19 protein-coding genes are annotated in these 26,132 nt (G+C 55.4%); 9 read left to right on the top strand and 10 right to left on the bottom strand.

What is annotated here, in order from left to right:
• The 7 genes from EKH79_RS03205 to EKH79_RS03235 all read left to right on the top strand — a co-directional run.
• Positions 1–1,815, top strand: a 1,815-nt coding sequence (locus tag EKH79_RS03205) for a glycosyltransferase (RefSeq protein ID WP_126672364.1), incomplete at its 5' end; no start/stop codon positions are given.
• Positions 1,808–3,040, top strand: a complete 1,233-nt coding sequence (gene wecB / locus EKH79_RS03210; RefSeq protein ID WP_233590163.1) for a non-hydrolyzing UDP-N-acetylglucosamine 2-epimerase — start codon at positions 1,808–1,810, stop codon at positions 3,038–3,040. The genes EKH79_RS03205 and wecB, both read left to right, overlap by 8 nt.
• Entirely contained in the window at positions 3,037–4,398 is a 1,362-nt protein-coding gene (locus EKH79_RS03215; protein ID WP_126672365.1) for an ABC transporter ATP-binding protein, read from the top strand. Before wecB ends, EKH79_RS03215 begins: the two co-directional genes overlap by 4 nt.
• A 55-nt stretch (positions 4,399–4,453) precedes the next feature.
• Positions 4,454–6,043, top strand: a complete 1,590-nt coding sequence (locus tag EKH79_RS03220) for a tetratricopeptide repeat-containing sulfotransferase family protein (RefSeq protein WP_233590164.1) — start codon at positions 4,454–4,456, stop codon at positions 6,041–6,043.
• A complete protein-coding gene (locus tag EKH79_RS03225; RefSeq protein WP_126672366.1) occupies positions 6,036–7,646 on the top strand; it encodes a tetratricopeptide repeat-containing sulfotransferase family protein in 1,611 nt (536 codons plus the stop codon). The genes EKH79_RS03220 and EKH79_RS03225 overlap by 8 nt, the downstream gene beginning before the upstream one ends.
• 1,652 nt (positions 7,647–9,298) lie before the next feature.
• Entirely contained in the window at positions 9,299–11,656 is a 2,358-nt protein-coding gene (locus tag EKH79_RS03230; protein WP_233590165.1) for a S53 family peptidase, read from the top strand.
• A 48-nt stretch (positions 11,657–11,704) separates the two neighbouring features.
• A complete protein-coding gene (locus EKH79_RS03235) occupies positions 11,705–14,137 on the top strand; it encodes a S53 family peptidase (protein WP_126672368.1) in 2,433 nt (810 codons plus the stop codon).
• 452 nt (positions 14,138–14,589) lie between these two features.
• Here the strand turns inward: EKH79_RS03235 and EKH79_RS03240 are convergent, their stop codons facing one another.
• On the bottom strand, positions 14,590–16,014 hold the full coding sequence (locus EKH79_RS03240) for an aldehyde dehydrogenase family protein (protein ID WP_126672369.1): 1,425 nt from the start codon (positions 16,012–16,014) through the stop codon (positions 14,590–14,592).
• 99 nt (positions 16,015–16,113) lie between these two features.
• Between EKH79_RS03240 and EKH79_RS03245 the strand changes: the two genes are divergently transcribed.
• Positions 16,114–17,016 carry a LysR family transcriptional regulator gene (locus EKH79_RS03245; protein ID WP_126672370.1) on the top strand — a complete coding sequence of 301 codons (903 nt, stop codon included), beginning with the start codon at positions 16,114–16,116 and terminating at the stop codon, positions 17,014–17,016.
• Between the two features lie 133 nt (positions 17,017–17,149).
• Here EKH79_RS03245 and mdcH read toward each other — a convergent pair whose 3' ends face one another.
• The 9 genes from mdcH to EKH79_RS03290 all read right to left on the bottom strand — a co-directional run bounded on the left by mdcH (position 17,150) and on the right by EKH79_RS03290 (position 25,023).
• Positions 17,150–18,079: a malonate decarboxylase subunit epsilon gene (gene mdcH / locus EKH79_RS03250; protein WP_126672371.1), complete on the bottom strand. Its 930-nt coding sequence runs from the start codon at positions 18,077–18,079 to the stop codon at positions 17,150–17,152.
• 13 nt (positions 18,080–18,092) lie between these two features.
• Positions 18,093–19,031, bottom strand: coding sequence for an AEC family transporter (locus tag EKH79_RS03255; protein WP_199754115.1), 939 nt, complete (start codon positions 19,029–19,031; stop codon positions 18,093–18,095).
• Positions 19,028–19,912 (bottom strand): triphosphoribosyl-dephospho-CoA synthase MdcB, encoded by an 885-nt coding sequence (gene mdcB, locus EKH79_RS03260; RefSeq protein WP_126672372.1) that lies wholly within the window; start codon positions 19,910–19,912, stop codon positions 19,028–19,030. Before mdcB ends, EKH79_RS03255 begins: the two co-directional genes overlap by 4 nt.
• Positions 19,909–20,583 (bottom strand): malonate decarboxylase holo-[acyl-carrier-protein] synthase, encoded by a 675-nt coding sequence (gene mdcG / locus EKH79_RS03265; RefSeq protein WP_126672373.1) that lies wholly within the window; start codon positions 20,581–20,583, stop codon positions 19,909–19,911. The genes mdcB and mdcG overlap by 4 nt, the downstream gene beginning before the upstream one ends.
• Entirely contained in the window at positions 20,558–21,283 is a 726-nt protein-coding gene (gene mdcE / locus EKH79_RS03270) for a biotin-independent malonate decarboxylase subunit gamma (protein ID WP_126672374.1), read from the bottom strand. The genes mdcG and mdcE overlap by 26 nt, the downstream gene beginning before the upstream one ends.
• Positions 21,270–22,217: a biotin-independent malonate decarboxylase subunit beta gene (locus EKH79_RS03275; protein WP_126672375.1), complete on the bottom strand. Its 948-nt coding sequence runs from the start codon at positions 22,215–22,217 to the stop codon at positions 21,270–21,272. The genes mdcE and EKH79_RS03275 overlap by 14 nt, the downstream gene beginning before the upstream one ends.
• Positions 22,214–22,531, bottom strand: a complete 318-nt coding sequence (gene mdcC / locus EKH79_RS03280) for a malonate decarboxylase acyl carrier protein (protein ID WP_126672376.1) — start codon at positions 22,529–22,531, stop codon at positions 22,214–22,216. Before mdcC ends, EKH79_RS03275 begins: the two co-directional genes overlap by 4 nt.
• 11 nt (positions 22,532–22,542) lie before the next feature.
• The gene (gene mdcA, locus EKH79_RS03285) at positions 22,543–24,189 is read right to left on the bottom strand and encodes a malonate decarboxylase subunit alpha (RefSeq protein ID WP_126672377.1); all 1,647 of its coding nucleotides are present in this window, start codon (positions 24,187–24,189) and stop codon (positions 22,543–22,545) included.
• Between the two features lie 129 nt (positions 24,190–24,318).
• Positions 24,319–25,023, bottom strand: a complete 705-nt coding sequence (locus EKH79_RS03290) for an alpha/beta hydrolase (protein WP_233590166.1) — start codon at positions 25,021–25,023, stop codon at positions 24,319–24,321.
• Positions 25,024–25,229: 206 nt separating this feature from the next.
• Between EKH79_RS03290 and EKH79_RS03295 the strand changes: the two genes are divergently transcribed.
• Positions 25,230–26,078, top strand: coding sequence for a LysR family transcriptional regulator (locus EKH79_RS03295; RefSeq protein ID WP_126672379.1), 849 nt, complete (start codon positions 25,230–25,232; stop codon positions 26,076–26,078).
• The last annotated feature ends 54 nt before the right edge of the window (positions 26,079–26,132 follow it).

Below are 26,132 nucleotides of genomic sequence, written 5' to 3' on the forward strand. Positions count from 1 at the left end.
ACGCAACGGCCACAGCATCTATCACGGGAACTGGCCGCATGCGGGCATCGGGTGTTTTATATCTCCAACAATTTCGTTGATCACGCCGAGCCCGGTTTTCGGGTCGATCCATTAGACGAGCACGGACGCTTGTTTAGAGTCCAACTGCACCTCAGTGGTGCGCCCGGTATCTATTACGGTGTGCCAGACGAGCCCGCGTTGCAACAATTACGCGCCAGTGTGGGGAGCCTACTGGCGTGGACGCGTACGCGAGCCGCCCTGTCATTGGTGCAACACCCGTATTGGCGGGAGACAGCAAGGATTATACCCAACCAACGACTGATCTATGACTGCATGGACCACCATGGCGGCTTCTTGACCAATAGCGCTGAGGTGCTCGCGTGGGAGCACGATTTGATGCGTGCGGCCGATTTACTTGTGGTCACATCTGATTGGTTGTTCGAGGAGGCGGGCAAATACAACCCACGGCGTTGGATGGTGCGCAATGCGTGCCAGTACGAACACTTTTCCGCAGCACCAGATGTCGCGTTTCAGGACAAACACGGACGCGCTGTGATCGGCTATTTCGGAGCGATCGCCGAGTGGATGGATCTGGATCTATTAGAAAAACTAGCTCAACGCTTCCACGATCACTTGATCTTGCTAGTTGGCATGGACAGCACTGGAGCGCGTGCAAGATTGGGGCACCTGGAGAACGTGGAGTTCGTCGGCGAAGTCCCTTATGCAAACCTGCCGTTCTACTTGGCGGGTTTCGACGTATGTCTGCTACCGTTTAGGGTAATACCGCTGACCTTGGCTACTAACCCAGTCAAGGTATATGAGTATCTAAGCGCAGGTAAGGAGGTCGTGTCGGTTGAATTGCCGGAGATGCAGCAGTTTGGCAATTTGGTGCGCACCGCTTCCGATCATGCAGGCTTCTTGGATGCTGTAGCGCAGGCTTTGCATCATCGCCCTTTGGCAAGTCAGAAAGCCGACAGGCAAGCGTTTGCGATGAGTCAAACTTGGACTCATCGCGTACAGGAGCTACTGCGCGGCGTGGATGCGCTGCCGCAGCCACGAGTAAGCGTGATCGTGGTTACTTACAATAACTGCGGTTTCACGAAGGCGTGCCTCCGTAGCTTGGAGTTGTACACCGACTACGCCAACCTCGAAACGATCGTAGTGGACAATGCCTCCACTGATGACACACGCGCATACCTTGCAACGTGGGAGCAAGCTGGCTCGCAGCGACGCGTGTTACTCAATGCGGAGAATCGAGGCTTTGCAGCTGCTAATAACCAGGGGCTGGCGGCAGCATCAGGTGATTACCTCGTTTTGCTTAACAACGATACGTACGTGACGCCGGGTTGGATTACGACATTGCTTGCACATATGCATCGCTCCGACACACTGGGTGTCATTGGGCCAGTCACCAATAACATTGGAAACGAAGCGCGCATCGATATTCACTATGCCACGATGGAAGAAATGGTGCATGTCGCCGCCGAATACACTTTGCGCCATGCAGGCAAGCGAACAGAGCTGCGAACTGCGGCATTCTTCTGTGTAATGCTGCGTCGGGAGGTGTACGAGCAAGTCGGCCTCTTGGATGAAGCGTTTGGTCTAGGTTTTTTTGAAGATGACGATTATTGCCGCCGCGTTGAGCGAGCGGGGTGGGGGATTGCCTGTGCGGAAGACGTGTTCATCCATCATCACCTATCGGCATCGTTCAACAAGCTCAAGCGAGACACTCGCCAAGCACTTTTCCTGAAGAACAAGGCGCTGTACGAAGCCAAATGGGGAGAATGGATCCCCCACAAATACCGTTATGGCTAAGCGTTGCCTCACCTCTGCAAAAACCTTTCAAGGGGAGACCATGACAAGCCGTAAGCATGTATTGTGCATCGTTGGAACGCGCCCAGAAGGGATCAAAATGGCGCCAGTGATCGTGGCGCTGCAGCGCGAACCCTGGGCACGAGTATCGGTGCTGACGACCGCTCAGCACCGTGATCTGCTAGATCAGGTGTTGCGGTTCTTCGCTATCCGCCCGGACGTGGACCTGAACGTCATGCGTGCGAATCAGTCACTGCCACAGCTAACCGAACGATTGATCGGCGCATTGAACCGTACCTTCGCTCGACTGACACCCGATGTGGTGCTCGCGCAGGGCGACACGACGACGGTGATGACCGCCGCTCTCGTTGCTTTTTATCGTCGCATTGCGTTCGGGCACATAGAGGCGGGATTGCGGACGCATGATTTGCACAACCCCTTTCCTGAAGAAATGAATCGGCGAATGGCAGGCCACTTGGCGCGCTGGCATTTTGTTCCGACGGAGCGCTCACGGCAGAATCTGCTGGATGAAGGGGTCGATAAGGCGCAGATTCATCTCACCGGCAACACCGTGATCGATTCTCTCCTGCAAGTGGCGGCCTACGATCATCCGCTGGCACTTCCATTGGATCCCTCCAAACGGTTGATCCTGGTGACCGCTCATCGCCGTGAAAACTTTGGGGAACCGTTTCGCGCTATCTGTCGCGCGATTCGCATGCTGGTGGAAAAGTATCCGGATACCGAAGTTCTCTATCCCGTACATCCTAATCCGAACATCCTGACCGTCGCACACGATTTGTTGGGTGGCCACCCCCGCATTCATCTGTGTGGCCCGCTGGATTACACCGCATTTGTCGAAGCACAAAAACGCGCGTATTTAATTCTTACCGATTCGGGCGGCGTACAAGAAGAAGCACCCGCGCTGGGCAAACCTGTCTTGGTGCTTCGCTCAGAAACCGAGCGTCCCGAAGCGGTGGACGAAGGCGTCGTGCGCTTAGTAGGAACTGACGAGGTGCGTATCGTGGCTGAAGCGTCTCGCTTATTGGAAGATGCCTTCGCGTATCAGGAGGTTGCGCGTGGTGTATCGCCCTACGGTGATGGGCATGCGTCGGAGCGGATCGTCGCAGTGTTGCGTCAAGCGTTGTGCGTTGAGCCGGCAAGCGTCTCACCGCGCGACCGAAATGAGATATTGCATGCCACACGCACGACCGCCGAAGTGATCGCATGATGCACTCAAGCGATGCAGCAGTACGCGAAGATCGTCCACTGATTCGTGCGAGCGGCATCGGCAAGCGCTATGTAAGCTACGCGCATCCTCATCATCGTCTTCTTCAAGCGTTTGGTGTGCATCGCTACGCCAAGGAATTTTGGGCGCTGCAAGATATTAACCTGGAGGTCTGGCCTGGCGAGACCATCGGCATCATAGGTTGCAACGGCGCTGGAAAATCCACACTCTTGCAGATCCTATGCGGGTTGATACCGCCAACGACCGGGGCGTTGGAAGTCAATGCGCGGGTAGCAGGATTGCTAGAGCTTGGCGCAGGTTTCAACCCGGAATTTACTGGCCTTGAAAACGTCTATTTCAAGGCGGGTTTATTGGGCATGACGCGTGCGCAGGTGGCGGAGCTATTAGATACCATCTTGGCATTTGCTGAAATTGGCGACTTCATTCATCAGCCGGTTAAAACGTATTCAAGTGGTATGTACGTACGCTTAGCGTTCGCCGTTGCGGTGGCAGTTAAGCCAGAAGTTTTAGTGGTCGACGAAGCCCTGGCCGTCGGCGATATCTATTTTCAGCGCAAATGCCATCGACGCATTCAGGAATTGCAGGAAGCGGGTAGCACCTTATTGCTGGTAACCCATTCCACCGACATTGTCGAGCGCCTCTGTGATCGTGGCATCGTCATTGATGAGGGCAGAAAGTCTTATGACGGCCCCGTGCGTGGCGCTGTGACTCACTACATGAAACGCCTCTTTGGCACGCATATCAGGCATGACGACACCACACAGGTGTTGGCGGCCGAGCGTGTGGAATCTCCAGAACGTGCTGCCACCAGTTTGTTGGCGCTGGGTGCCGAGGATGTGTTATCGATTCGCAGCGGCTACAACCGCGATGAAATTCGCGTAGGCAATGGTGACGCTCTGGTTGCTGATGCTTATCTGGTTGGTCGTTCGGGCATACCAATGGTGAGCCCGGGGCAGCGAGTAGAAATATTGGTCAAATACGTTTGCGTCAAGTCCGTCAGCCGGGTAATTCTTGGTATCAAGGTGCGCACGGTGGAAGGCGAGTTGGTGTACAGCACCAATTCGTTCATCGAACGCAGTGAGCTCCTCACGTACGATGCAGGTAGCGTGATGGTAATGCGATGGGCGTTTCAGGCGAATCTGTTGCCGAAGCAATACCTACTGACCTTTGGCATTTCACAGTTCGATGCTCAGGGGCAAACGATCGTAGCACTGGATCGTCGTACCGACGTTTTGATGTTGGTGGTTCAGGGAGATACTGGTGCTGCACAAGGTGTGGCCGATTTGTGTGCTCGCGTCGACGTCGAATCCACGGCTCAAAAAGTCGCAGGGTTGTCATGATTTCTTATCGCCCAGCACCAATTGCGCTAATGCAGCGTGTGCGAGGCGAGCGGCAATGATGGCGGCGACGTCAGAGCCATTTCACCTGCACGCACGTGCAGTCATAGCGCTACAGCAGCAGCTATGGCTGTTGGCCTACGATCTCGCCGTCTGTCAATTGGACCTTACGCCAGAGCACTCGCCGTCGTGTTATGTCGCTGGTGTCGCGGCAATGGAGCAGCAGAACTGGTCACAAGCGGTGACACATCTTCGCCAAGCAATACAGCTGGCGCCTGAGTGTGCGGAATATGTGGTGCAATGGGCCAAGGTGTTGAGCTTGACGAATACGTGTGGCGAAGCGCTACGAATGGCGAATCGCGCTGCCAGCCTCACACTTAGCGATCCATTGCTGCTTGATACGCTTGGCGTGATTTACACCCGCTGCCATGCGCATGAGCGCGCTGCTTTAGCATTTCGCGAAGCGGCACTGCGCGCGCCGCTCAACGCATCTTTCCGGTTCAACTACGCGAACGCCTTGATGTACGCAGGCGACAACGACGCAGCAGCAGGCGAATTGGAAACGGTCATCGCACTCAATCCAGGTCATGGGCTGGCTCATTTTATGTTGTCGCGGCTTCATCGTCAGACCACGATGGTCAATCATCTGACGCGACTCCAGACCTTAGCCAATCAGACGCCGAGAGGGACTTCTGCTCACGTGTATGCCCATATGGCACTGGGAAAGGAGTATGAGGACATCGGCGAGTATGCCCACGCATGGGAGCATTACCGGCAAGGTAAGGCTTCCGTTCCGCCATTGCATGTCAACTCGCAACAGCATGATGATGCGCTGTTCGACGCACTGCATGTGGCTTTCGACGCTCCGCACTCGGAGATGGATGGCTGCCGCACTGATGAGGCGATCTTCGTGGTGGGTATGCCGCGTACGGGGACCACGTTGGTTGAGCGCATCTTGTCCAATCATCCATATGTCTACGGTGCCGGGGAATTGCCAAACTTCGGGCTTGCGGTCAAGCAGCTGTCTTCCACCCAGACGCCACATTTGCTGGATGGTGAGACGATCACGCAGGCTGCGTTTTTGCGTCGTTTGGAATTGGGTGAGCGCTACCTAAGTAGTACCCGACCCCAAACTGACGGAAAGCCGCGTTTCGTCGACAAGCTGCCACACAACTTTCTTTATATCGGCTTCATCGCACAGGCTTTGCCGCGAGCAAAGATCATATGTTTGCGCCGCCATCCGCTTGATACGTGTCTGAGTAACTTTCGGGAGCTATTCGTACAAGGGTCGCCGTTCCACGATTACTCACTCGATTTAATGAAGACCGGCCACTACTACGTTCGATTTCATCGTTTGATGGCGTATTGGAAACGCCTTTTTCCAGACCGTATTTTGGAACTTAACTACGAAGACTTGGTGACGGAGCAAGAATTCACAACGCGGAATTTGCTTGCATATTGTGATCTACCTTGGCGCGACAGTTGCCTTCACCATCATGAAAACAGTGCACCTGTGACCACTGCGAGCTCGGTACAAGTACGTGAGCCGTTACATCGCGGTTCTATGGGGCGCTGGAAAAACTATTCGCCATACTTGGAAGAACTGTGCGCGTTGCTGCATGACGCAGGAGTTGTGTGGAATGACTGAGGTGTTCGCGAAACCCAATTTTCCAACCGCGCAATCGGGCACTGAGTCGCTACATGCCCAAGCAGTCGCTGCCTTCAAGCTGCGTAATTGGACGCGGGCAGGGGAGTTGGCGCAGGAGGTTACGCGGCAATTACCCGCTCATGACAGCGCGTGGTTTATTGCGGGCCTCGCCGCGCTGGAGTTACAGCACTGGCAATTGGCGTTGATATGTCTGCGTAAAGCGACCGACCTAATCCCGAGTAATGCCGCCTACGCGACACAGTTTGCGCGGGCGTTGTCCACTGCCAATATGCCAAATTCCGCACTGCGCGCAGCTAATCGTGCGCTCAATCTAGTACCTGACAATGCTTTGACGTTTCATACCTTGGCGATGGTTTACACGCGGTGCAATGTGCATGAACGGGCGGTGTGCGCTTTGCGTGAGGCGGTCAAACGCGCACCCAAAAACGCCGCAATTCATTTTGATTACGCCATGGCGCAGGTCTACACCGGCGATATCGATGGCGCGCAGGCGACGTTAGAAACCTGTTTAGCTCTGAATCCACAGGACTGGAGAGCGTATGCCAAGCGCTCAAAGCTTAGGCGGCAAACACCCGCCAAAAATCATGTGCAGCAGCTTCTTTCGCTGTTGTCACAAACTCAAAGTAACGCGACGGCATCAACCTATCTGCACATGGCTTTGAGTAAGGAATACGAGGATTTGCAAGAGTACGCATTGGCGTTCGAGCATCTTTCCCAAGGTAAGGCGATAGCACGGCGGGAGCGCACTGAGGCCATCCGTGATTATCAAGATATCTTTACGGCGCTGATGGACGCGTTTCCGATGCGGCATTCTGATCTGGCGGGATGCCCAACGGCGGAGCCCATCTTCGTGGTTGGGATGCCACGTACAGGAACTACGCTAGTCGAGCGCATTCTATCCAGCCATCCCCAGGTGCATTCAATGGGCGAGCTATCGAATTTCGGTATCGTGCTGAAGCAGCTCGCCGGCTATGGCAGTCGCCCAGGGTTACAGGTGGAAACGATTGTTGCAAGTAAGGCGATATCGTGGCGGATGCTTGGTGAGAAGTACCTAACTAGCACTCGTCCCGTAACGGATAACAAACCACATTTTATCGACAAGAAGCCACACAATTTTCTCTATATCGGGCACATTGCACATGCACTGCCTAACGCACGCATTATCTGTTTGCGGCGAGATCCGATGGACACTTGTCTGAGCAATTTTCGTGAGTTGTTTTCACCGGGTGCCGAGTTCCATGATTATGCGTTGGATTTACTCGATACGGCGAAATACTACGTCGCGTTCGATCGTCTCATGACGCATTGGAAGCGAACGTTCCCCGGGCGCATCTTTGAAGTGCAATACGAAACGTTGGTCACAGACGTGGAGGCAACGACTCGAGCCATAGTGGCGCATTGCGGGTTGCCGTGGAGTGAAACGTGTCTGCGTTTCGAGCACAATTCAGCGTCGGTGGCGACAGCAAGTTCCGTGCAGGTAAGGGAGCCCATTTACCGGGCAGCGGCGGGTAGGTGGAAAAAGTACGCGATGCAAATGAGTGAGGTGCGCGCATTTCTAGCGGAGGCGGGCGTTGAGATTTGATTTCAAGGGATCGTCCAACCCGCGGTAGGGTTGCGCCTTGGGTAGGCGGTTTTAACGAAGGCTATGCGTTGATCATGCCCTGCGTCTCGATGCCACGAAACATCTCCGTTCTCGACGGCATCCATGGCGTTGCGGCGCTAACCGTGTTTTCGTCACATGCGTCGAACATATTCTTTCAAGGTAAATTCCTAGGATGGATGTGGTCGGTTACGTGTGATGTTGTTCTTCGTGCTGAGTGGATTTTGGATGGCCTATTTGTATTTGAATACGGCCCCAATGCTAGATCGCAATAGCGTTTTTTTGATCAATCGCATTGCCCACATTTAACCGCTGTTTGTGTTCGTTGTGCTCGCAAGTTTTACCGTGAACGCATGCGACCTTCGGGTGTGGACTTACCCAATCAAATCTATCGAAGACGTCATGCTTATTTCAGATAAGTTTGCCGTGCGTGGCCAATGGAGTTAGACCAACTACTTCTTCCTGGGAGGTCCGCTCGGTGCATTGTTCGCGATTCATATGGGGTAACGGCTTCTAGAGGAAGCTGCTTTAGCCGTCTATTCAGATTGATATGACTTATTATCCATGCGCAGTAATGGTTTTCGCGCGATACTAAGACGCCAAAGATGGTGCTCCCCAGGGCACGCACTCTCAGAAACCATCTGGCAAGCCACCTTCGCGGTGGCTTTTTTTTGCCCGTGTTGACCAGGAATGGTGGCTCTTTTCTTCAGACGTATATCTTCATAGCTATTTGTTTAATTAAGGCGACGCTTGGAAAGATTCATTGAATATACGCCACGGAAATTGCGTCGGGTCTTCGTCTTCGCCATGACATGCATATGGCTCGATGGCATGGATGTTTGTGCAAAAGGAGACAGATTTTACGTGGGGTATGGAAGGGGGCAACATTGGGGGCAACCAAAGGCATCTAATTTGAGTTGGCCCATCAGCTTGAACGACGTCGCCACCAGTAGTCCAACGCCGACGAAGAAGCAGGATTCAGCGACTCACTACCATTTATCCGCGCGTTGCTTTTACGTGGAACGATCGGCACTTGTTTCTTAAGTGAATAGGAAATTTGGATCGTGGAAAACCTGTGGAGCGATTTTCAAAGGTTTTAGCGTGACTGATGTGCCGCGATAGACGCGTTCCAACAAAGGATCGCAAGAGATAAATACTCAAAACGCCTCTCATGGCCCCTGCTCAAATCGCGATCCATGACGTTGTGAAGCGTCTCGGCGCCCTGTCGACTGGTTAAGTGACGTATGTAAATCAAGAGTGAAGCTAATCACACTTTTCTATTGATGGGTCTATTTACCAGGCTGATACTCAGTCGGGGCTCAAAGGTCTCATATGGTTAGCGCAGGCGGTCATGTATCTCGACGGGGGTCGGGATTTGCGAAGCCATCATCTTTGAGCAAAAGAAATCATTGCCGTATTTTCGCCGTTTCTTGACCGGAACGGCGATGGCTGCCTATGGACAGGATTTAGCGTGGAAATGCCACGAAAGATGATTTGTAGGAAGGATAGACGCGAGGGGTGTGATGACGGTGTGAGAAAAGCGAAGTGATATCAACACGCGACGTGCCTGCCAAAAGTCAGCCGGGCGGTGCGCCATCAGATTTTAAGCAAAGTACATGATGGGGATTTCATCCATGAGACAAAGGTATTTCATCCTCAGTGCAGCGATTTCTGCGGTACTGGCCAATGCGCCGGGTGCGCTACTGGCGCAATCGGTGGTTACTCGTAATGTGACGCCTTTAAGTGTTAGCACACCGGAAGCGCCTCGCGTCACACAGACCATCACCAATGCCAACGTAGTGACGATCCAGAAGACCCACCCAGCCTTCGTCGCGCAGGCAACATCGAGCGCGCCATTGGCCGACACGGCCACCATGAATCACCTGCAACTGGTGCTCAAACCTAGTGCCTCTCGTACGGCGGCAATGGAGTCGCTGATCTCAAATCAGCACAATCCCACGTCCGCCCAGTTCCATCAATGGCTGACGCCGCAGCAGTTTGGTGATTCCTTTGGTGTCGTCGATAGCGATATCGCGGCTGTGACGTCTTGGTTAACAGCCCAGGGCTTCGTAGTCAATTACGTCTATCCGAACAAAGCGCAAATTGATTTCACCGGTACTGCAGCACAGGTGAGTCAAGCGTTCCATACGCGGGAAAATATCTACACAATCGGAAGTGAAAAGCATCTGGCGAATGCCGGCGATATCAGCGTCCCGACAGCATTGCGTCCAGTGATTGAAGGTGTGATGGGGCTCAGTGACGTCCACCCCACGGCGCTGCATACAAAGTCGAAATCACAGGTTGCAAAGTGGAGTAAATCAGAGAATGGATTTGTCTCAAACACTTCCACGAATTCGATGGTCGGTTCGAAGTCGATCGGACAAGCTATGCCATTCACTAACGGCATGCGTGGCTTGGTACCTAACGATATGGTCACAATGTACGGTATCAGGACAATTCGCAACAACGGCGTGGTCGGCAAAGGCATCACCATTGCGGTTGTTGAAAGCGGCGACATGGTGCCGACAGACTGGAGTAACTTTGTCAGTCAATTTAACCTTGCTCAGTATGGTGGTACGTTCAACCTGATTAATCCTGCGCCATCGAGCGGGGCCAACAACTGTAACGATCCTTCGGTGGCGACTTTCGGTGAGTCCGATGAAACCATTTTAGATGCAGAGTGGGCGACCGCCATCGCACCAGGTGCGAACATCGAAGTTGCTTCGTGTTCTGATTACAACGCAGACCAGTCGGGCCCTTCGAGCACCAACTTTTTTGGGGGCGTATTTATTGCGGCTACGAACCTGATCAACGCCAACACACGACCAGACATCATCAGCGCTAGCTATGGTTTTGGCGAGTTCTTCGTGGACAGCTCAAGTAAAACGGCGATAGATCTGATGTGGGCACAAGCCGATGCTGAAGGAATTTCGGTGTTTGTTTCCACCGGAGACTCCGGTTCCAACCCGAGTTTCAACGGAGGGATTATCTATAGCACCGGGCAAGGAAATGCGGCGGTTGACGCAAATGCCTTTGCTACATCACCGCATGATACTGGAGTGGGTGGGACCGATCTCGCGGACATTCTCGATGGCACAACAAGCCAATACTTTGCACCCACGCCGAGCGTGGTAGGCGGATCGGCATTGTCCTACGTGCCGGAAATCCCCTGGAATACATCTTGTGGAAACGGTGTCGCGGCGACGTCCCTGGGCTACAGCAGCGCCGTCGCCTTTTGCCTGGATTTGATGAAGCACGATCCTAGGGGGAACTACCAAACGTCCGAAGCGGGCAGTGGCGGCCCATCTTCTGTAGACGCAAAGCCTGCATGGCAACGTCAAATATACAATGCCGCGAATGATCAGTCGCGCGATCTTCCCGATGTGTCGCTGTTCGCTGGATCTTATGGAGGCTACACATCCGTCATTCTATGTACTGCCAATTATCCCTGTACGCCGGACTGGAGTACGCCAGTGGAGTTGGTAGAGGGCACGTCGTTATCCGCCCCTATGTTTGCGGGCATCCAGGCGTTGGTCGACCAGGGTATCGCGGCGCGCGGTTTGCCAGCAGATCAAGGCAATGCGGCACCCACGCTTTATGCGCTGGCAGCTGAAGAATATGGTGGGGCGATTGGGACGCCGCCAGCCAGCTTGTCTACATGCAATGCCAACAACGGAGCGGCTGGAACCAGCAGTTGTGTATTCCACAACGTCACCCGTGGCTCCAACTCCACGCAGTGCGAGGAATTTATAAGTCCGCTTGTTGCATTGCCCAACTGTTACATATACGGACAGGGGGCTGAAAGTCCGTACACCGTACTGGGGTTGACGACATCTGATGCATCGCCGACGACTTATGGACCGTCTAACAAGGCCTTCGGTGCGCAACCAGGCTGGAGTTTTACGTCCGGGCTTGGCTCCGTGAACGCTACGAACTTGCTGATCGCATGGCGCGCGTTTGTCCATGCACCCGCGGCGACCGTCGCACCATAGTCCTGGCACGCGCCATCAATTTTCAATCAACTTCTGTGGGGCTTCATCATGAAAGCGAAGCATTTTGTTCTCAGTGCGGCTATCGCTGCAGCGTTGGCCAGCGAACCCAGCATACTATTGGCGCAGCCAATGGTCAGTAGTACGGCTATTTTAGGCCGTAGTGCCGCTGAAGCGCCGCGAGTAACGCAGTCCGTTACCAACAGTACCCTAGTCACCATTCCAAAATCGCATCCAGGATTGATTTCTCAAGCATCTTCGATTGTTCCTCTGGCCAATTCGGTCGAGATGAATCACTTACAGTTGGTGCTAAGGCCCAGTGCGGCGCGCACTGCAAACATGGAGGCGCTGATTGCGAGCCAGCATGATCCGAATTCAGCGCAATTCCATCAATGGCTGACGCCGCAACAGTTTGGAGAATCATTCGGGGTCGTCGACAGCGATATCGCGGCCGTAACTTCCTGGCTAACCGCGCAAGGCTTCACCGTCAATAATGTGTACCCCAACAAGACTGAGATTGACTTCAGCGGTACGGCGGGACAGGTGAATAGTGCGTTTCACACGCGGGAAAACATCTATACGATTGGTAACATCAAGCACCTGGCAAATGCGGATGATGTCAGCATCCCAGCGGCGCTAGAGCCTGTTGTCACAGGTGTTATGGGTTTGAATGACATGCACGTGGCTGCATTGCATCCGAAATCGCAGGTTGGGCAATGGAATGAGACGAAAAAAAGTCTTATCACCAAAGATGTTGCTGAGGCTACGACAGCCTCGGCGAAGCGTATCAGCCAAGCCGTTGGCTTCAATGTCGATGGTGGTACGCGTGGTCTCGCGCCGAATGACCTCGTCACTATGTATGGGATACGGACAATCCGCAATAACGGTGTGACAGGCAAGGGCATCACTATTGCGATTGTCGCGAATGGCGATATGTTGCCCTCCGATTGGGCCAATTTCGTAAGCACATTCAATTTGGGCCAGTATGGAGGAACATTCAATCTCATCAATCCAGCACCCGTGAACGGCTCGAACAACTGTGTCGATGTCCCTGTTGCCGTATGGGGAGAGTCCGAGTCGGTGGTGGTGGGTGCGGAATGGGCAACCGCGATTGCACCGGGTGCGAACATCGAGGTTGCTAGTTGCGGGGACTACGACGCCAACGGCAATCAGTTGACAAGTAATTTCTTTGGTGGCGTGTTCATTGCTGCGACAAACATAATCAATGGCACCAATCGACCCGATATCATCAGTGCCAGCGCAACTGGCGGTGAGTTGCAGGAATATACTAATAACGTTGGAACTTTTGGCACGGATAGCACTAGCAAGACAGCTATCGATTTGATGTGGGCACAGGCAGATGCAGAAGGTATCTCTGTATTCACGGCTGCGGGGGACGGTGGTTCCAATGCAGGCTTCGGGTACGACCCTAGTGGGGCTGGTCAGGAGCAACCAACCATCAATGGAGTCAGCGCTATAGACGCTAACGCGATAGCGACCTCTCCTCATGTTACTGCCGTTGGTGGTACGGACCTGGGCGATGTGTTGGACGGGACGACCAGCAAATACTTCGCGGCAACTCCCAGCGTGGTAGGTGGGTCGGCGCTGTCTTATGTGCCGGAGATTGCGTGGAATGAGTCTTGCGGCAATGGTGTGGCTGCGAAGGCTCTTGGGTATAACAGCGCTGTCGCCTTCTGCCAGGATTACTACTTGGCATATGACCCTGATGGTCTTTACACGACATCCACCGCCGGAAGTGGGGCTCCGTCTTCGGTCGATGCGAAGCCGGCATGGCAGAGTCAGGTATATAACGCGCCAACGGACCAGTGGCGTGACGTTCCCGATGTTGCGCTTTTTGCTGGTTCTTATGGGGGCTATACCTACTTCATTGCCTGTAACTCCAGTTATCCCTGCACCCCGGGCTGGTCAGGTCCGGTGGATCTGGAATCAGGCACTGCGTTGAGCACGCCGATGTTTGCCGGAATCCAGGCTCTTATCGATCAGGGCATCGCGGCGCGCGGTTTGCCCGCTGATCAAGGCAATGCGGCACCAACGCTCTATACACTGGCGGCCGAAGAATACGGCAATGCCAGCGGTTCATCTCCTGCTAGTTTGGCTGCGTGCAATGCAGACAACGGCCCCAATGGCACAAGTGGTTGCGTGTTTCATAACGTGACGCGGGGTTCTATTTCCACTAATTGCGTTCAAATCGATGAGTCAGTAAACCCAGGTATTGCTCCAGCGACGACCCCTAATTGCTATTTCTATGGATCGTTGGTCGATACCTTTGGTGATCTTGGTCCAGGACAAGTCGGGTTGACCACTACGGATGCCGCTCCTTCCACTTATGGTGTAAGCAACAAGGCGTTTGGGGCTCAACCAGGATGGAGCTTTGCGGCTGGTTTGGGCTCGGTGAACACGACCAATCTCCTCATTGCCTGGAGAGCATACGTCCATGCGCCGCCGGCACCACCCGCACCCTGATGAGACTCCACATTTAAAAAGGTAAGACAACACTTGAGCTAGCGACCCGGCGGCAGCGTGCCGCCCGGGTCCCTAAAGCAAGGTGCACTTCACCGTCTCTGTATAGAAAAGAGACGAGAAGGGGAGTGCTCCAAATTTCGCTCTCTACGGAGGCATTGCGCTCTAGACCCTACACCCCGTCGTATTGCCACCTTGCCGCCGTTCAATTAAGGCAACTGGCAAGGATTCCGAGAAAACAGCTGGATCCCCCAGAGCTAGATGTATGCGCTGAACCACTCATATTGCGAAAGCAATCTTAGGCACTTTTGAACGGCCCGCATATGAGCTTTTTTTCAACATGTGCAGCATTGGAACTCCTTTCTGCCGAAGGAAAACGAAAGCGCCGATTTGGGCTTTACAGAAGCGCGTGCTCGGTTAGTCAGTCCGAAATGGGGCGTTTAAATGGCTCTCTTTCATGCCGCAGCCGTGCCCAGGACGGCCTTGGGCTCAACATAGGCCTGTAGTCCGAATACGCCATATTCGCGGCCGATGCCTGATTGCTTGAATCCGCCGAAAGGGACCGACGGGTCGTGCGGTGCGCCATTGATGACGACACGTCCAGCCACGATCTGGTTCGCTACCACCTTCGCGCGATCCGGGTTGGACGAGATGACATAGGCTTGCAACCCGTAGGGCGTGTCATTGGCAATCGCGATGGCTTCTGCTTCGTCCTCATAAGTCAGCAAACACAGCACAGGGCCAAAAACCTCTTCTCTGGCAATCGTCATGTCATTGGTGACATGCGCGAAAACGGTCGGCTTCACGAAGTAGCCGCCCAGTCCTTCAGGATGGCCTTGACCGCCCGCCACAAGGGTGGCGCCTGACTCAATCCCAAGTCGAATGTAGCCTTGGACTCGCTCATACTGTGTCTGGCTTACCATCGGCCCAATGGTTGTAGTGGCATCGCTCGGGTTGCCCGCCTTAATTTTTCCGAAGCTAACCTGTATCGCTGCAATCGCGTCAGCAAGTCGCGAACCCGGAACGAGGATGCGAGTACCTGCAACACAAGCCTGGCCGCTGTTCGCGAAACCGGCCTCGAGCGCCAAGGGAATCGCAGTAGCGAAGTCGGCGTCGTCAAGGATTATCGTCGGTGACTTGCCGCCAAGTTCCAAGGTCACACGCTTGAGCGTGTCGGCAGCCGCGCGAAGGATTGACTTGCCCACGGCTGTGGAACCAGTAAAAGAGATTTTCGATACGTCTGGACTTGCGGTGATTTCTGCGCCCACCACGTCGCCTCGTCCATTGACCAGGTTGAACAGGCCGGGCTGTACACCTGCATCATGCAGCGCTTCAAGGACTATCTGCGTCTGAGTTGCGCTCATCTCGCTAGGCTTGATGACCGCGGTGCATCCAGCGGCTAGCGCATAAGCAAGCTTGTTGCAGATAAAGCCAGCATTGCTATTCCATGGGGTGATCAGCCCCACCACGCCGATGGCTTCCATGATCACGTCCGCGTTGCCAATGCGTTGCGTCAGATCGAAACTCTCCAACGCACGCGCAGCGTCCATGAAGCTGTTGGATGCGTGAGCTGCCATCCAGGTCGCTCGGGAAGCCGGTGCGCCGTATTCAAGAATGATTGCGTCCCGCAACACTTGCTTCCTAGCTTCCATTGCTTCATGAAGGCGGCGTAGAAGGGCAATGCGTTCCGCTTTCGTGCTCCGTGACCACGCCGGAAATGCACGCTTTGCGGCAGCGATGGCGGCTTTCGTATCATGCGCATCCCCCAGCCTAACGCGGCCGAATACCTCTCCGGTCGTGGGGTTGTGCAGATCAAATAGCTCGGTTCCGTGAGGCTCGACGAACCGGCCATCGATATAGATTTGAGTGATTTCTTGCATGTCTGATTACCTACCGTTGCGATGGCAACCAGAATAGGTCTTGCGAATGTCTATGATAATCCGCACGATAGATCACGAGTCGATGCAGGAATATGGATAATGCGAAAGGTCGGCATCGTAGAACTAGAAGCAGCAATAGCCGTCGCACGGCGACGGAGCTTCCGCGCGGCGTCCGCCGATGTGGGCCTCTCTCCAACGGTTCTCAGCCAGACGATCGCGGGGCTCGAAGACCGATTGGGTGTTCGGCTGTTCAATCGAACGACACGCAGCGTCTCATTGACGCCAGCAGGCGAGCAATTTCTAGCGGAAATCGAACCAGCTGTAGGGGCGATCCATCATGCGATGGAGACGGTTAACAGTCATCGTGATAAGCCCGCTGGAACGTTGCGAATCAACAGTTCCGTGGGCGCGGCGCGGCGCGTTCTATCTCCGATTATTTTGCAGTTTGTACGCCTTTATCCCGAGATGCACGTGGATCTAGTCACCGAGGATCGTCTCATCGATATCGTGGCCGAGGGCTTCGATGCCGGCATAAGGCCGGGTGATACGGTGCCGGGGGACATGATTGCGATACCCATTCAATCCATTGAGGGGTTTACCGTGGTCGGATCGCCAGCGTATTTCGAGGGCAGGGCGTTGCCCGAGACACCACAGGATCTCCTTGACCACACCTGCATTCGTGCGCGAATGCCAAGCGGCAGCATGTATCGCTGGGAATTCGAGCAGGATGGCCGAATCATTACGCTTGATGTGCCAGGCCAAGTCACGCTTGATGATGCTGGCTTAATGCTCGAGGCTGTACTGGCTGGGGCGGGTTTGGCCTACATGGCCGAATGGTGGGTCAGCGAGAGCATCCGCGAGGGCAAGCTTCACCGAGTACTGGATGGCTTCACTCCCTCATCGGCAGGACTGTGCCTCTATTACTCGCGGCATCGCTATCAACCTGCCGGATTGCGCGCTCTGGTCTCTTTCATTGAAGAAGTGCGTAACAAGCGTACGTAACTAAGCGCGCTTCGCGCCGAACGACGCTACCATCGCGAAACGATTTTCGCCTAAGGCCAATCCCCTCAAAACATTGATGGTGATGTGGCGAAGTGTTGGCCGGCGAACTCGCCTTAGCCGTGATCGTGCTCGTTTAAGCAATCCTCGACAGCCAATCGAGCGCACCCTGCACGGAACGAAAGTCGTCGATGCTGCGTGCAGGGATATGGGGATACGCACCGGCGGCTATTTCTGCGAGCGCGCGACCGGGACCGAGTTCCAGAAAGGCGATGGCACCGGCTTCGACGCAAGCATCCAGGCATCGTGCCCATTGGATGGGTTGGGATATCTGCAAGGCCAACTTGTTCACATCGTTCTTCGCGTCCAGTACGGCATCGCCATCGATGCCGCTGAATAGGCGAGTACCCACCGTTGGCGAAGCTCGAAGACGGATGTCCGCCAAATCATGACCGAAGGCGACAGATGCGCCTGCTAGCAAGTAGGTATGCGAAGGTACCTTTACAGGAACGGGTACAACTCGCGCAGCGCCGAGGCGACGCGCCTCTTTCGCGATGGTTTCCAGCGCTGCACGTCGACCACCCAACACCCACGCGTCGGCCGGATTGCAGATCGCGATGGCTGCTTCGCGGCCTGCGCACAGTTGCTCGATGCTCGCCTTCCCCAATCCTCGAATGAACAGCATGCTTTCGTCGCCGTGACTCGCCGCATCCATCGCACTGGCACGCACGGCGACAAGATCGAGTGTTTCTCTTGCACCTATCAAACCCGCGACACCCCATGCCGCTACCTCGCCCACGCTATAACCTGCTACGCAACGTCGCTTCGGAAGCGCATCATCGAGTAGTGCGGCGGCAGACAGCGCTTGTAGCGTGCACAGCAACTGTGCAGTCCGATTGGCATGAAGAACTTCGCGTTCGGCGCGCTTTACCAACGAACGTGGATCCTGGCACAGTAATTCCGAGGCATGCGCAAAGAGCGCAGCAGCTTGCGGGGCATCACCCGTCAGATCGAACATGTCGGCGTGTTGGCTGCCTTGCCCGGAGCAAAGAATAGCGAGCGTCACGACGTATCTTCCGTTATCCGTAGAGCCAGGCGATTGCCAATGCGAGGGTAAACATAGATACCACAGTGCTAGCAATCACCGTGGAGCCGGACTCTTCCGAGGCCTGACCATAGCCGGATCCAAACAGAATGCCGAAGAAGCCCGATGGCAGCGCCGCCATCATTACACTTACCTTCATAGCGGCAGTCGGAGCGCCCAGCAGATGGGCAATCAGAAAGGCCAGTAACGGCTGGAAGATATTGGCGACAATAGTTGCCAACGCTACATTCCAACTCAAGCGAAAGTGCTGTGCCGATAAAATCAGCCCAGTGACAAATAGTGCCAATCCGCCGGCGGCTTGACCAATCTGTCGAAATGAGGCGATGGCTATTGGCGAGAGTGTCACGCTCAATAACGAAAAGAGCGTGCCGATAACCGGCGCCAGCACTATTGGTTTAATAAGCGCGCGCCCCATGGCACGTGCACCCCGCATCAGAGCACTACCATTTTGCTTGACTACAGATAGTTCAAGCAATGCGAGCGTTACAGGCGATGGAAGCAACGATCCGGCCGCAATCGCCACGGCCACCGGTACCACGTGGCCAGGACCGAGCAACGCTATCGCGACAGACAAACCTGCCGCCGCGTAATTGGGCAAGGACACTGTCAATGCCTGCAATGCGGCCTCACTTGCCGATCTTCGTAGCGCACGTCGTTGCAAAAGGTACCAGAGCGGATAGAGCAACATCATCGCGCTCCCAAGGATGACCAATACCGGCCATTGCGCGAGCATGGCCTGCGCGGGTGTCACGGCAGTGGCCACAAACAGCGACGCAGGGATCGCATAGCTCATGACGACTGTATTGAGCGAGCCGACATGGGTGTTATCGACAACGTGATACTTGCCGGCAAAATAGCCGAGCAGAAGTACAAAGAAAATCGGCGCGAGTGCCATCAGAATGATGTTGATCACAGCACGACTTCCTCTTCCAGCTCCATGACGAAGAGGCTCATGGCAAGAAGATCCGCTGCACCGCCCGGACTGAGTCGACGTTCGATAAACGCCTGATGGATGGCTTCGGCACGGCCAAGCCAATCCGTATGTCCGACACCGCCTTGGTCGAGAAAGTCTTGTGCTGCTTGTTGTGCAAAGCGCAGGCCATCCAAGCCGCCACGATGCAAAAGGTTGGTGTCTTCGAGGACAGCGATCAGTGCAAAACATGCCTGAACGCGTACCGCTTCAGGATTGCCCGGTGCCAAGCGAGCCGCGTCGTGCAACGCAGGCAGCCCGATCTGATAGACACAGGGAAATCCTTGAGCTGCTTCTTGCCGCGCGCCTCCCGCGCCATAGCGCGATCCGGCCATTTCGCCGTGACTATCGGGAAGTCGTGGTCCAGCAAGGATCTCCTTACCCCATCGACGGCTTACGTTGAGGCCTAACGGCGTTTGCGAATCGGCGTGACCGCCTTCGCGCAAGCCGACAGCAGCGCAAAGCAATCCCATGCCGAAGATCGCGCCGCGATGTGTATTCACGCCACCAGTTGCATGGAGCATGGCACGTTCAGCACGCAAGCCGATCTTGCGCAGTATCGACATTGACTCGTCACGCATGCCCGCGCCGACCATTTCTGCAAAATAAGGTCGAAGGACGGATGCGCTTCGCCGAAACATATCCGCATCCATGTCGGTGTGGCTTCCTGTATCGATATGACTCACGAGGCCAGGCTTGGGCCACGTTTCGATTTCCAATCGTAGGCAGCGTTCGGCCAGTGCTGCGATACGCTCCTGAAAAGAACGAACACGCGGACTGTTGTCGACCGAAACATTCGGTATTGCGGAGGCGCGCGAATTCATGACGAAGTTCCCATAAAAGATTCACGCGGACACAGAATCACGTCAGTGGCCGTCTTGAGTACCAACTCTGAGGCAGCGGCATGCAATTCACGCCAGTTCACGCCTGCGCCGTCGGTGCGTACCAATTCACCGTCCAGCCGCATCGGAGCGTGCGATTCGATCTCAGCGAGATCGGCGAGAAACATGTGGATGACATCGAGACTTGGAAGTGTCCAAATGATGTCGAGGTCGGAGCGCGGACTCAGGTACTCCAGGCCAGTCAACCGCTGCCACGCCAGACTGCCGAACACGCGCGCCTGCACACCGTCCTTCTTGGCGAGCGCCAGCAATTGCCGCATGCACGGCTGCCAGGCGGACGGCGCTGTATCGAAACAATCAGCCAAGGTAGGCAATGGTTCCGACGCAACGATGTTTTCGGCCCGCATCTGTATCGCGATGCGGCGTTTGCCCGCCGAAGGCGGAAGCGGCAAGCCCAGCGGTAACCCTGTACTGTCGCCCGGTGAGGGTCGCCGCACGATGAGTGGCCAACCGCGACGTACCCAGTCGCTGAGCAAGGGCTCATTGGCCAGGTCATCCCGCGACGCGAGCCATGCATCCCATGCCGCGGGAAGCACGCGCACCAGCTGATGCCGTTGCAGCTTCTGGTTAGACGGAGGCGCGGGCAAGTTCATAGACACGCTTGGCGATGTCTGCAGCTTTCGGACGACCGTTGCGTTCCTTGCCAAGTTTGTCGCGTGAGTCTTCGCGCTCGACCGGCTGCGACAGCACACTCGTCAATTGATGGGCGAGCGAACGATCGGGGTCCAGCGTGATCGCTACCGCACCGGTCTGCGCCAGGTTGTCCAGACCCGGCGCAAAAACGGGCGTGGATTTGGCCTTTTCCTGCAGTACTTCGATGGATAGCTTGGTCACGCGCGACATCGATGGCAGATCCATCACTGCCGGCTCAGCACCAGGAAGCGCGAGCAAAGTCTGTGTCGCCAGCGCCGTGGCAATGAAAGCACCTGCGGCGGTGTGACCGTAAAGCAATCCAATGGTGCGATGGCCAAGCTTGTTCGCGAGAATCAGGCACTTCGCCAGATGCGCCAGAAACTCGTTGAGGCCAAGCAGCTCGTCGCGCTTGCTCATGCGCTGACTGTCGCTGTCGATCAAGATCAGGATTGGCTCGTTGCCGCCTGACTTGATGACGTCCAGTACATGACCGGAAAGCAGTGCGGCTTCGTCTACGCCAATCGGGATTCGGCCATCGACACCGATGACGGCAATCGAATCACCATCCGCGAGCGCGCCGCGCCCGAAGATCAAACCACACGCCACAAGGACGGTGTGCCCGCTTGGGAAAAGGGATTCAAGTATTTTATCGAGCAACATAATGAGGCTCCTGAAGGTCATTAGCGAGAGCGACGAAATCCGGATGGGGCAACGCAGGAATGCTTTGCGGTTTAGTCGCCCCCAGTGATCGCCAAATGTCGGCGGCATCCGCGCACGTGCCAAATTGCTCAATGCGCTGAGTGAGCCGAAATTGCTCCGCCTCCAGCATTTCGAGACTCATACTCGGCGCATGCTTGATGAGAAATCGGGCCGCATCACGAAAACTTGCAACGGTGTCGTCCGCGAATACTTCCGCACCACCAATTAGGCGCCGATGTTTGCCTCCCATGGTGCGCCACACGAGTGCGCGATCCTTGGAGTCGAACTCTTCCAGACCGCGATTCGTTTCGATCACTTCTGGGCCGGAGACGCTGATGCGTCCCTGTTCCGATACCGCCAGCGCCGAACAACAACCGGCTATCAGGCCGCCACCGCCGTAGCATCCCGCACGGCCACCCACTAATCCCACGACCGGAATGCCTGCAAAACGCGCCTCGATCAAGGCCCGCATGATTTCGGCAATCGCCAATTCGCCCGCGTTGGCTTCCTGCAGGCGAACGCCACCGGTATCGAACAAGATAAGCACCGGTAACCAAGCGATGTCCCGAGCGGCGCGCAGCAATCCAGTCAGCTTGGCGCCGTGTATCTCCCCAAACGCGCCACCCATGAAACGGCCCTCTTGTGCGGCAACGAGAACGGGGATTCCATCAAGTCGACCATAACCAACAATCATTCCGTCGTCGAATTGTTCCGGTAGGTCGAACAGTGGCAGATGCGGACTTGTCTCACGCAATTCCGGACCGATGAATTCGTTGAAACTATTTGCGTCGAGAAGATTTTCCACTCGCTGTCTGGCCGATGACTCGTACCAGCTATCGGTTGATGCAGACGTGTTGTTAGGGGGCAGTGCTTTGTCCGAGGCGATAATAATCATGTGCGCTCTCCTTCGATAGCGCTGACGGCTTGCGCCAATCGCAACGCGACCGTGTCGGGTCGAGCGCCGCCGTCATTGATGGAAAACTTCAGGCCGCCAGGGGAACGGCGTTCAACAAAGTCGGCAACCACCGCCTGCCAGACCTCACCAAAGCCTTCGGCAGCAGTGCGGATGTCTACCTCGCACTCGCTATCTGGAAGTACGCGTTCTGCCAGCACTTCCAAGTTGCCGGAGGCCACGACGCCGACGATGACCTGGCGCTTTGAGCCCTTCGCACGCTGCGGCGCATTCGCTCTATAGTTCAATGTTTCCATGACGTGTCTCCTCACCAATTACGGAATTTGGAAGGCGGTGCGTACAAATCGCCGGACCAGCGAACCAGGTCCTTGATCGAACGTGCGGCCAACAAACGCCTATCGGCATCTAGCGGATCGATGCCAAGATCTTCCGGACGTCGAATCACGCCGCGTTCTCTCAATTGCTGCACCAGTTTCTTGTCGCGCCCCCGCCCTACGTTGGTATAACCGGCGACGCCGCGGATGGCGTGTTCACGCTCATCGTTGTTTCGACATAGCAGCAGATTGGCAATGCCTTCTTCGGTCACGATGTGGGTCACGTCATCGCCATAGACCATCACTGGCGCAAGATCGAGATCGAGTTTTGTCGCGAGTTTGAGCGCGTCGAGGTGTTCCACGAATAGCGGTACATTCTTGTCGCCGAATGTTTCACCGATTTGCACGACCAGCTTGCGTCCTCGACGCAAAGCTGCCGGACTATCGGGATCGGCTTCCTTGCCCGCCTGCAACCAAGGCTGGCTGGGATGACGCCGGCCGCGTGCATCGCTGCCCATGTTCGGTGCACCGCCAAAGCCCGCCACGCGATCGGCGGTGACCGTCGATGAGTTGCCCTGCAAATCGATCTGCAGCGTGGAACCGATAAACATGTCGCACGCATACAGGCCCGCGACTTGCGAGAACGCGCGATTGGAACGCAACGACCCATCGGGCCCGGTGAAAAAGACGTCCGGACGAGCACGTATGTAGTCGTCCATGCCGACTTCCGAACCAAAACTGTGGACCTGCTTCACCCAGCCCGATTCGATCGCGGGGATCAATGTGGGATGTGGATTGAGCGCCCAATGGCTCGCTATTTTTCCTTTCAGCCCGAGGCGCTCGGCGTAGGTCGGCAACAACAACTCGATCGCGGCGGTGTTGAAGCCGATGCCGTGATTGAGGCGCTGCACACCGTAAGGCGCGTAAATGCCCTTGATGGCCAGCATCGCGGTGAGAATCTGTGTTTCGGTAATGGCGCCAGGATCGCGGGTAAACAACGGTTCCACATAAAACGGTTTGCCGCTCTCGATAACAAAGTCCACCCAGTCACCGGGGATATCGACGCGCGGAAGTTTGTCGACAATCTCATTCACTTGCGCGATGACGATGCCGTCCTTGAAGGCCGTGGCTTCGACGATGGCGGGTGTGTCTTCGGTGTTCGGACCGGTATAGAGATTGCCTTCGCGGTCGGCGCTGACGGCGGCAATCAGCGCCACTTGCGGAGTGAGATCGACGTAATAGCGCGCGAACAGTTCCAAATACGTGTGTACTGCACCAAGCTCGATCTTGCCGCCGAAGAGCAGTTTGGCAATGCGCTGGGATTGCGGTCCTGAATAGGCATAATCCAGACGCTTCGCGATACCCAGCTCGAAGAGATCCAGATGTTCGGGAAGCACAACCCCCGATTGCACCATGTGCAAGTCATGGATTTTCTCTTTATTTACCGCAGCTAGCGCTACTGCCAAAAGATCGGCCTGCTTTTGGTTATCGCCTTCCAGGCAGACGCGATCGCCGGGCTGAATGACGGCCTCCAGCAACGCTGTGGCGTCCTTCTTCTCGACGCGCTTGCCTCGCGCATAGAGTGCTCCTGCACGTTTTCTCGATTCGCGCAGACGTTGCGCGTTGTCCCAGGTAGTCATCGGAATTTCTCCGCTTATTCGAATCACGTCGCCTCCAACGGGAAGCGATAACATTTCAGATCGACAGTGGAATGGCGCCGTTCAGCTCGTCGCTATTTGCATCCGCCGTCACCAGCGCGACACCGTTATTTACGGCACCGCATGCGTGGCGGCTTCTTCGATCAACGCTGCGACTTCTTTCGGATGCGATTCGTACACGGAGTGGCTGGCACCGGGCACCTCGATCGTGGTGCTGTGCGCACGCTTGGCGTACATCCGCTCCAGATCCGGATTGATGATGCGATCGTCCATCGCCACGGCGTACCAGCTGGGCTTGGTCTTCCATGCAGGTTGACCGGCCGGTACGTTGAATACCGATGCAGCCGTCAACTCTTGCGCATTCGCTTCGAACTCGGCCTGTTTTAATGGCAGATCCGCGGCGAAGTCGGCCGGATAACGGGACGGCTCCAGATACAGAAAGCCATCTGCGGTCTTCTTCACGTCCATGGTTTTGCTGGTTGCGTTCGGGAAGCGCTTGCCGTTGGCTACTTCGGTTTCGCCCTGATCGAGCGCATGCGCGGCGATATAGACCAGTCCAACCACCTTCGGATCATTGCCAACATCTGTAATGATCGCCCCGCCGTAGCTATGACCGACGAGGATGGTTGGGCCGTTCTGCATGTCGACGATTCGCTTTACGGCCGTCACGTCGTCGCTGAAGGACGTGAGCGGGTGTTCGGCAATGGAAACGTGGTAGCCGTCTTTGACCAGGATGTCATAAACCGGCTTCCACCCGCTGCCATTAACCCAGGCACCGTGAACCAGCACAATGTTGTGAACGGGTGATGCCGTCATCGCGAAAGCCTGTGCCCCAATCACTCCCGCGAGGAGTGCGATTGATAACAGTGAGCGCTTGATTAATTTGCTTTTCATCTGAGTAGTCCTTGAGGGGCAGGTCGGGTCGGCGCGATGCGCTATGCTGCGCGCTCGGTAGAGAGAGCCTAATCCATGGTTCTCTGTCGATTTATGAAGTTATTAGCGGTGATTTAGAGGAATTTACGATGCGACCGTTGCCCACCGAACTTCTCCGCAGCTTTGTCATCGTGGCTGATACGGCAAACTTCACGGTTGCCTCCGAGCGCATATCTCTTTCGCAGTCTACGGTCAGTCAGCACATTCGCAGGCTCGAAGATTTAGTAGGGGTTCCGCTGTTTGAGCGCGATACGCGCAATGTGCGGCTATCCCGTCATGGCGAGGCATTGCATCGTTACGCGTTGCAGATTTTGAAACTTATGGACGAAGCCATGACGACCGTTTGCGGACCACCGCTGAATGGGACTGTGCGCTTAGGGCTTCCGGAAGATTTTGCCTCCTCTCGGTTAGCGCAGGGTTTAGCCAGCTTCGTCCAGCGTAACCCTGACGTGGAGCTAGTCATAAGCACGGGTTTGAGTGGCGATTTGTTTCGAGAACTTGACGAAAATAAGCATGATCTTGTGTTCGCAAAGCGCTTAAGCGGCAGCCAGCGTGGTTACGTAGTGAGTCGTGAACGGCTCTATTGGTGTGGTAGTCCCAACTCGTCGTTGATGGGGAATGAATCCATTCTTCCACTTGTCGTTCATCCTGAACCAAGCGTCACACGCACGCGTATTTTCGAAACGCTAAAAGCTGCAGGCCGTCCGTACCGCGTAGCAGTTGTAAGTAGCAGCATCGTAGTGATCCAGGCTGCGGTATCGGCGGGATTAGGTATTAGTGCTTTTGCGGGCTACGTCATCCCTGAGGGCCTTATACCTCTCGCCGGAGACTTACCTGATCTGGGTGTCTTGGAATACGTCATTGATCGACAGCCTTCCGTTTCTGAAGCGGCCGCAGCGCTAGAACTCATTATTGCGGACACGGCAAAGCAGCCCTGAGTTCGCCATCGCTATGCAAACCATGATACGGACGCCGAAATTTCCATCGATGGC

The sequence above is a fragment of the Dyella dinghuensis genome, assembly GCF_003977615.1.
Taxonomy (GTDB): Bacteria; Pseudomonadota; Gammaproteobacteria; order Xanthomonadales; family Rhodanobacteraceae; genus Dyella_B; species Dyella_B dinghuensis.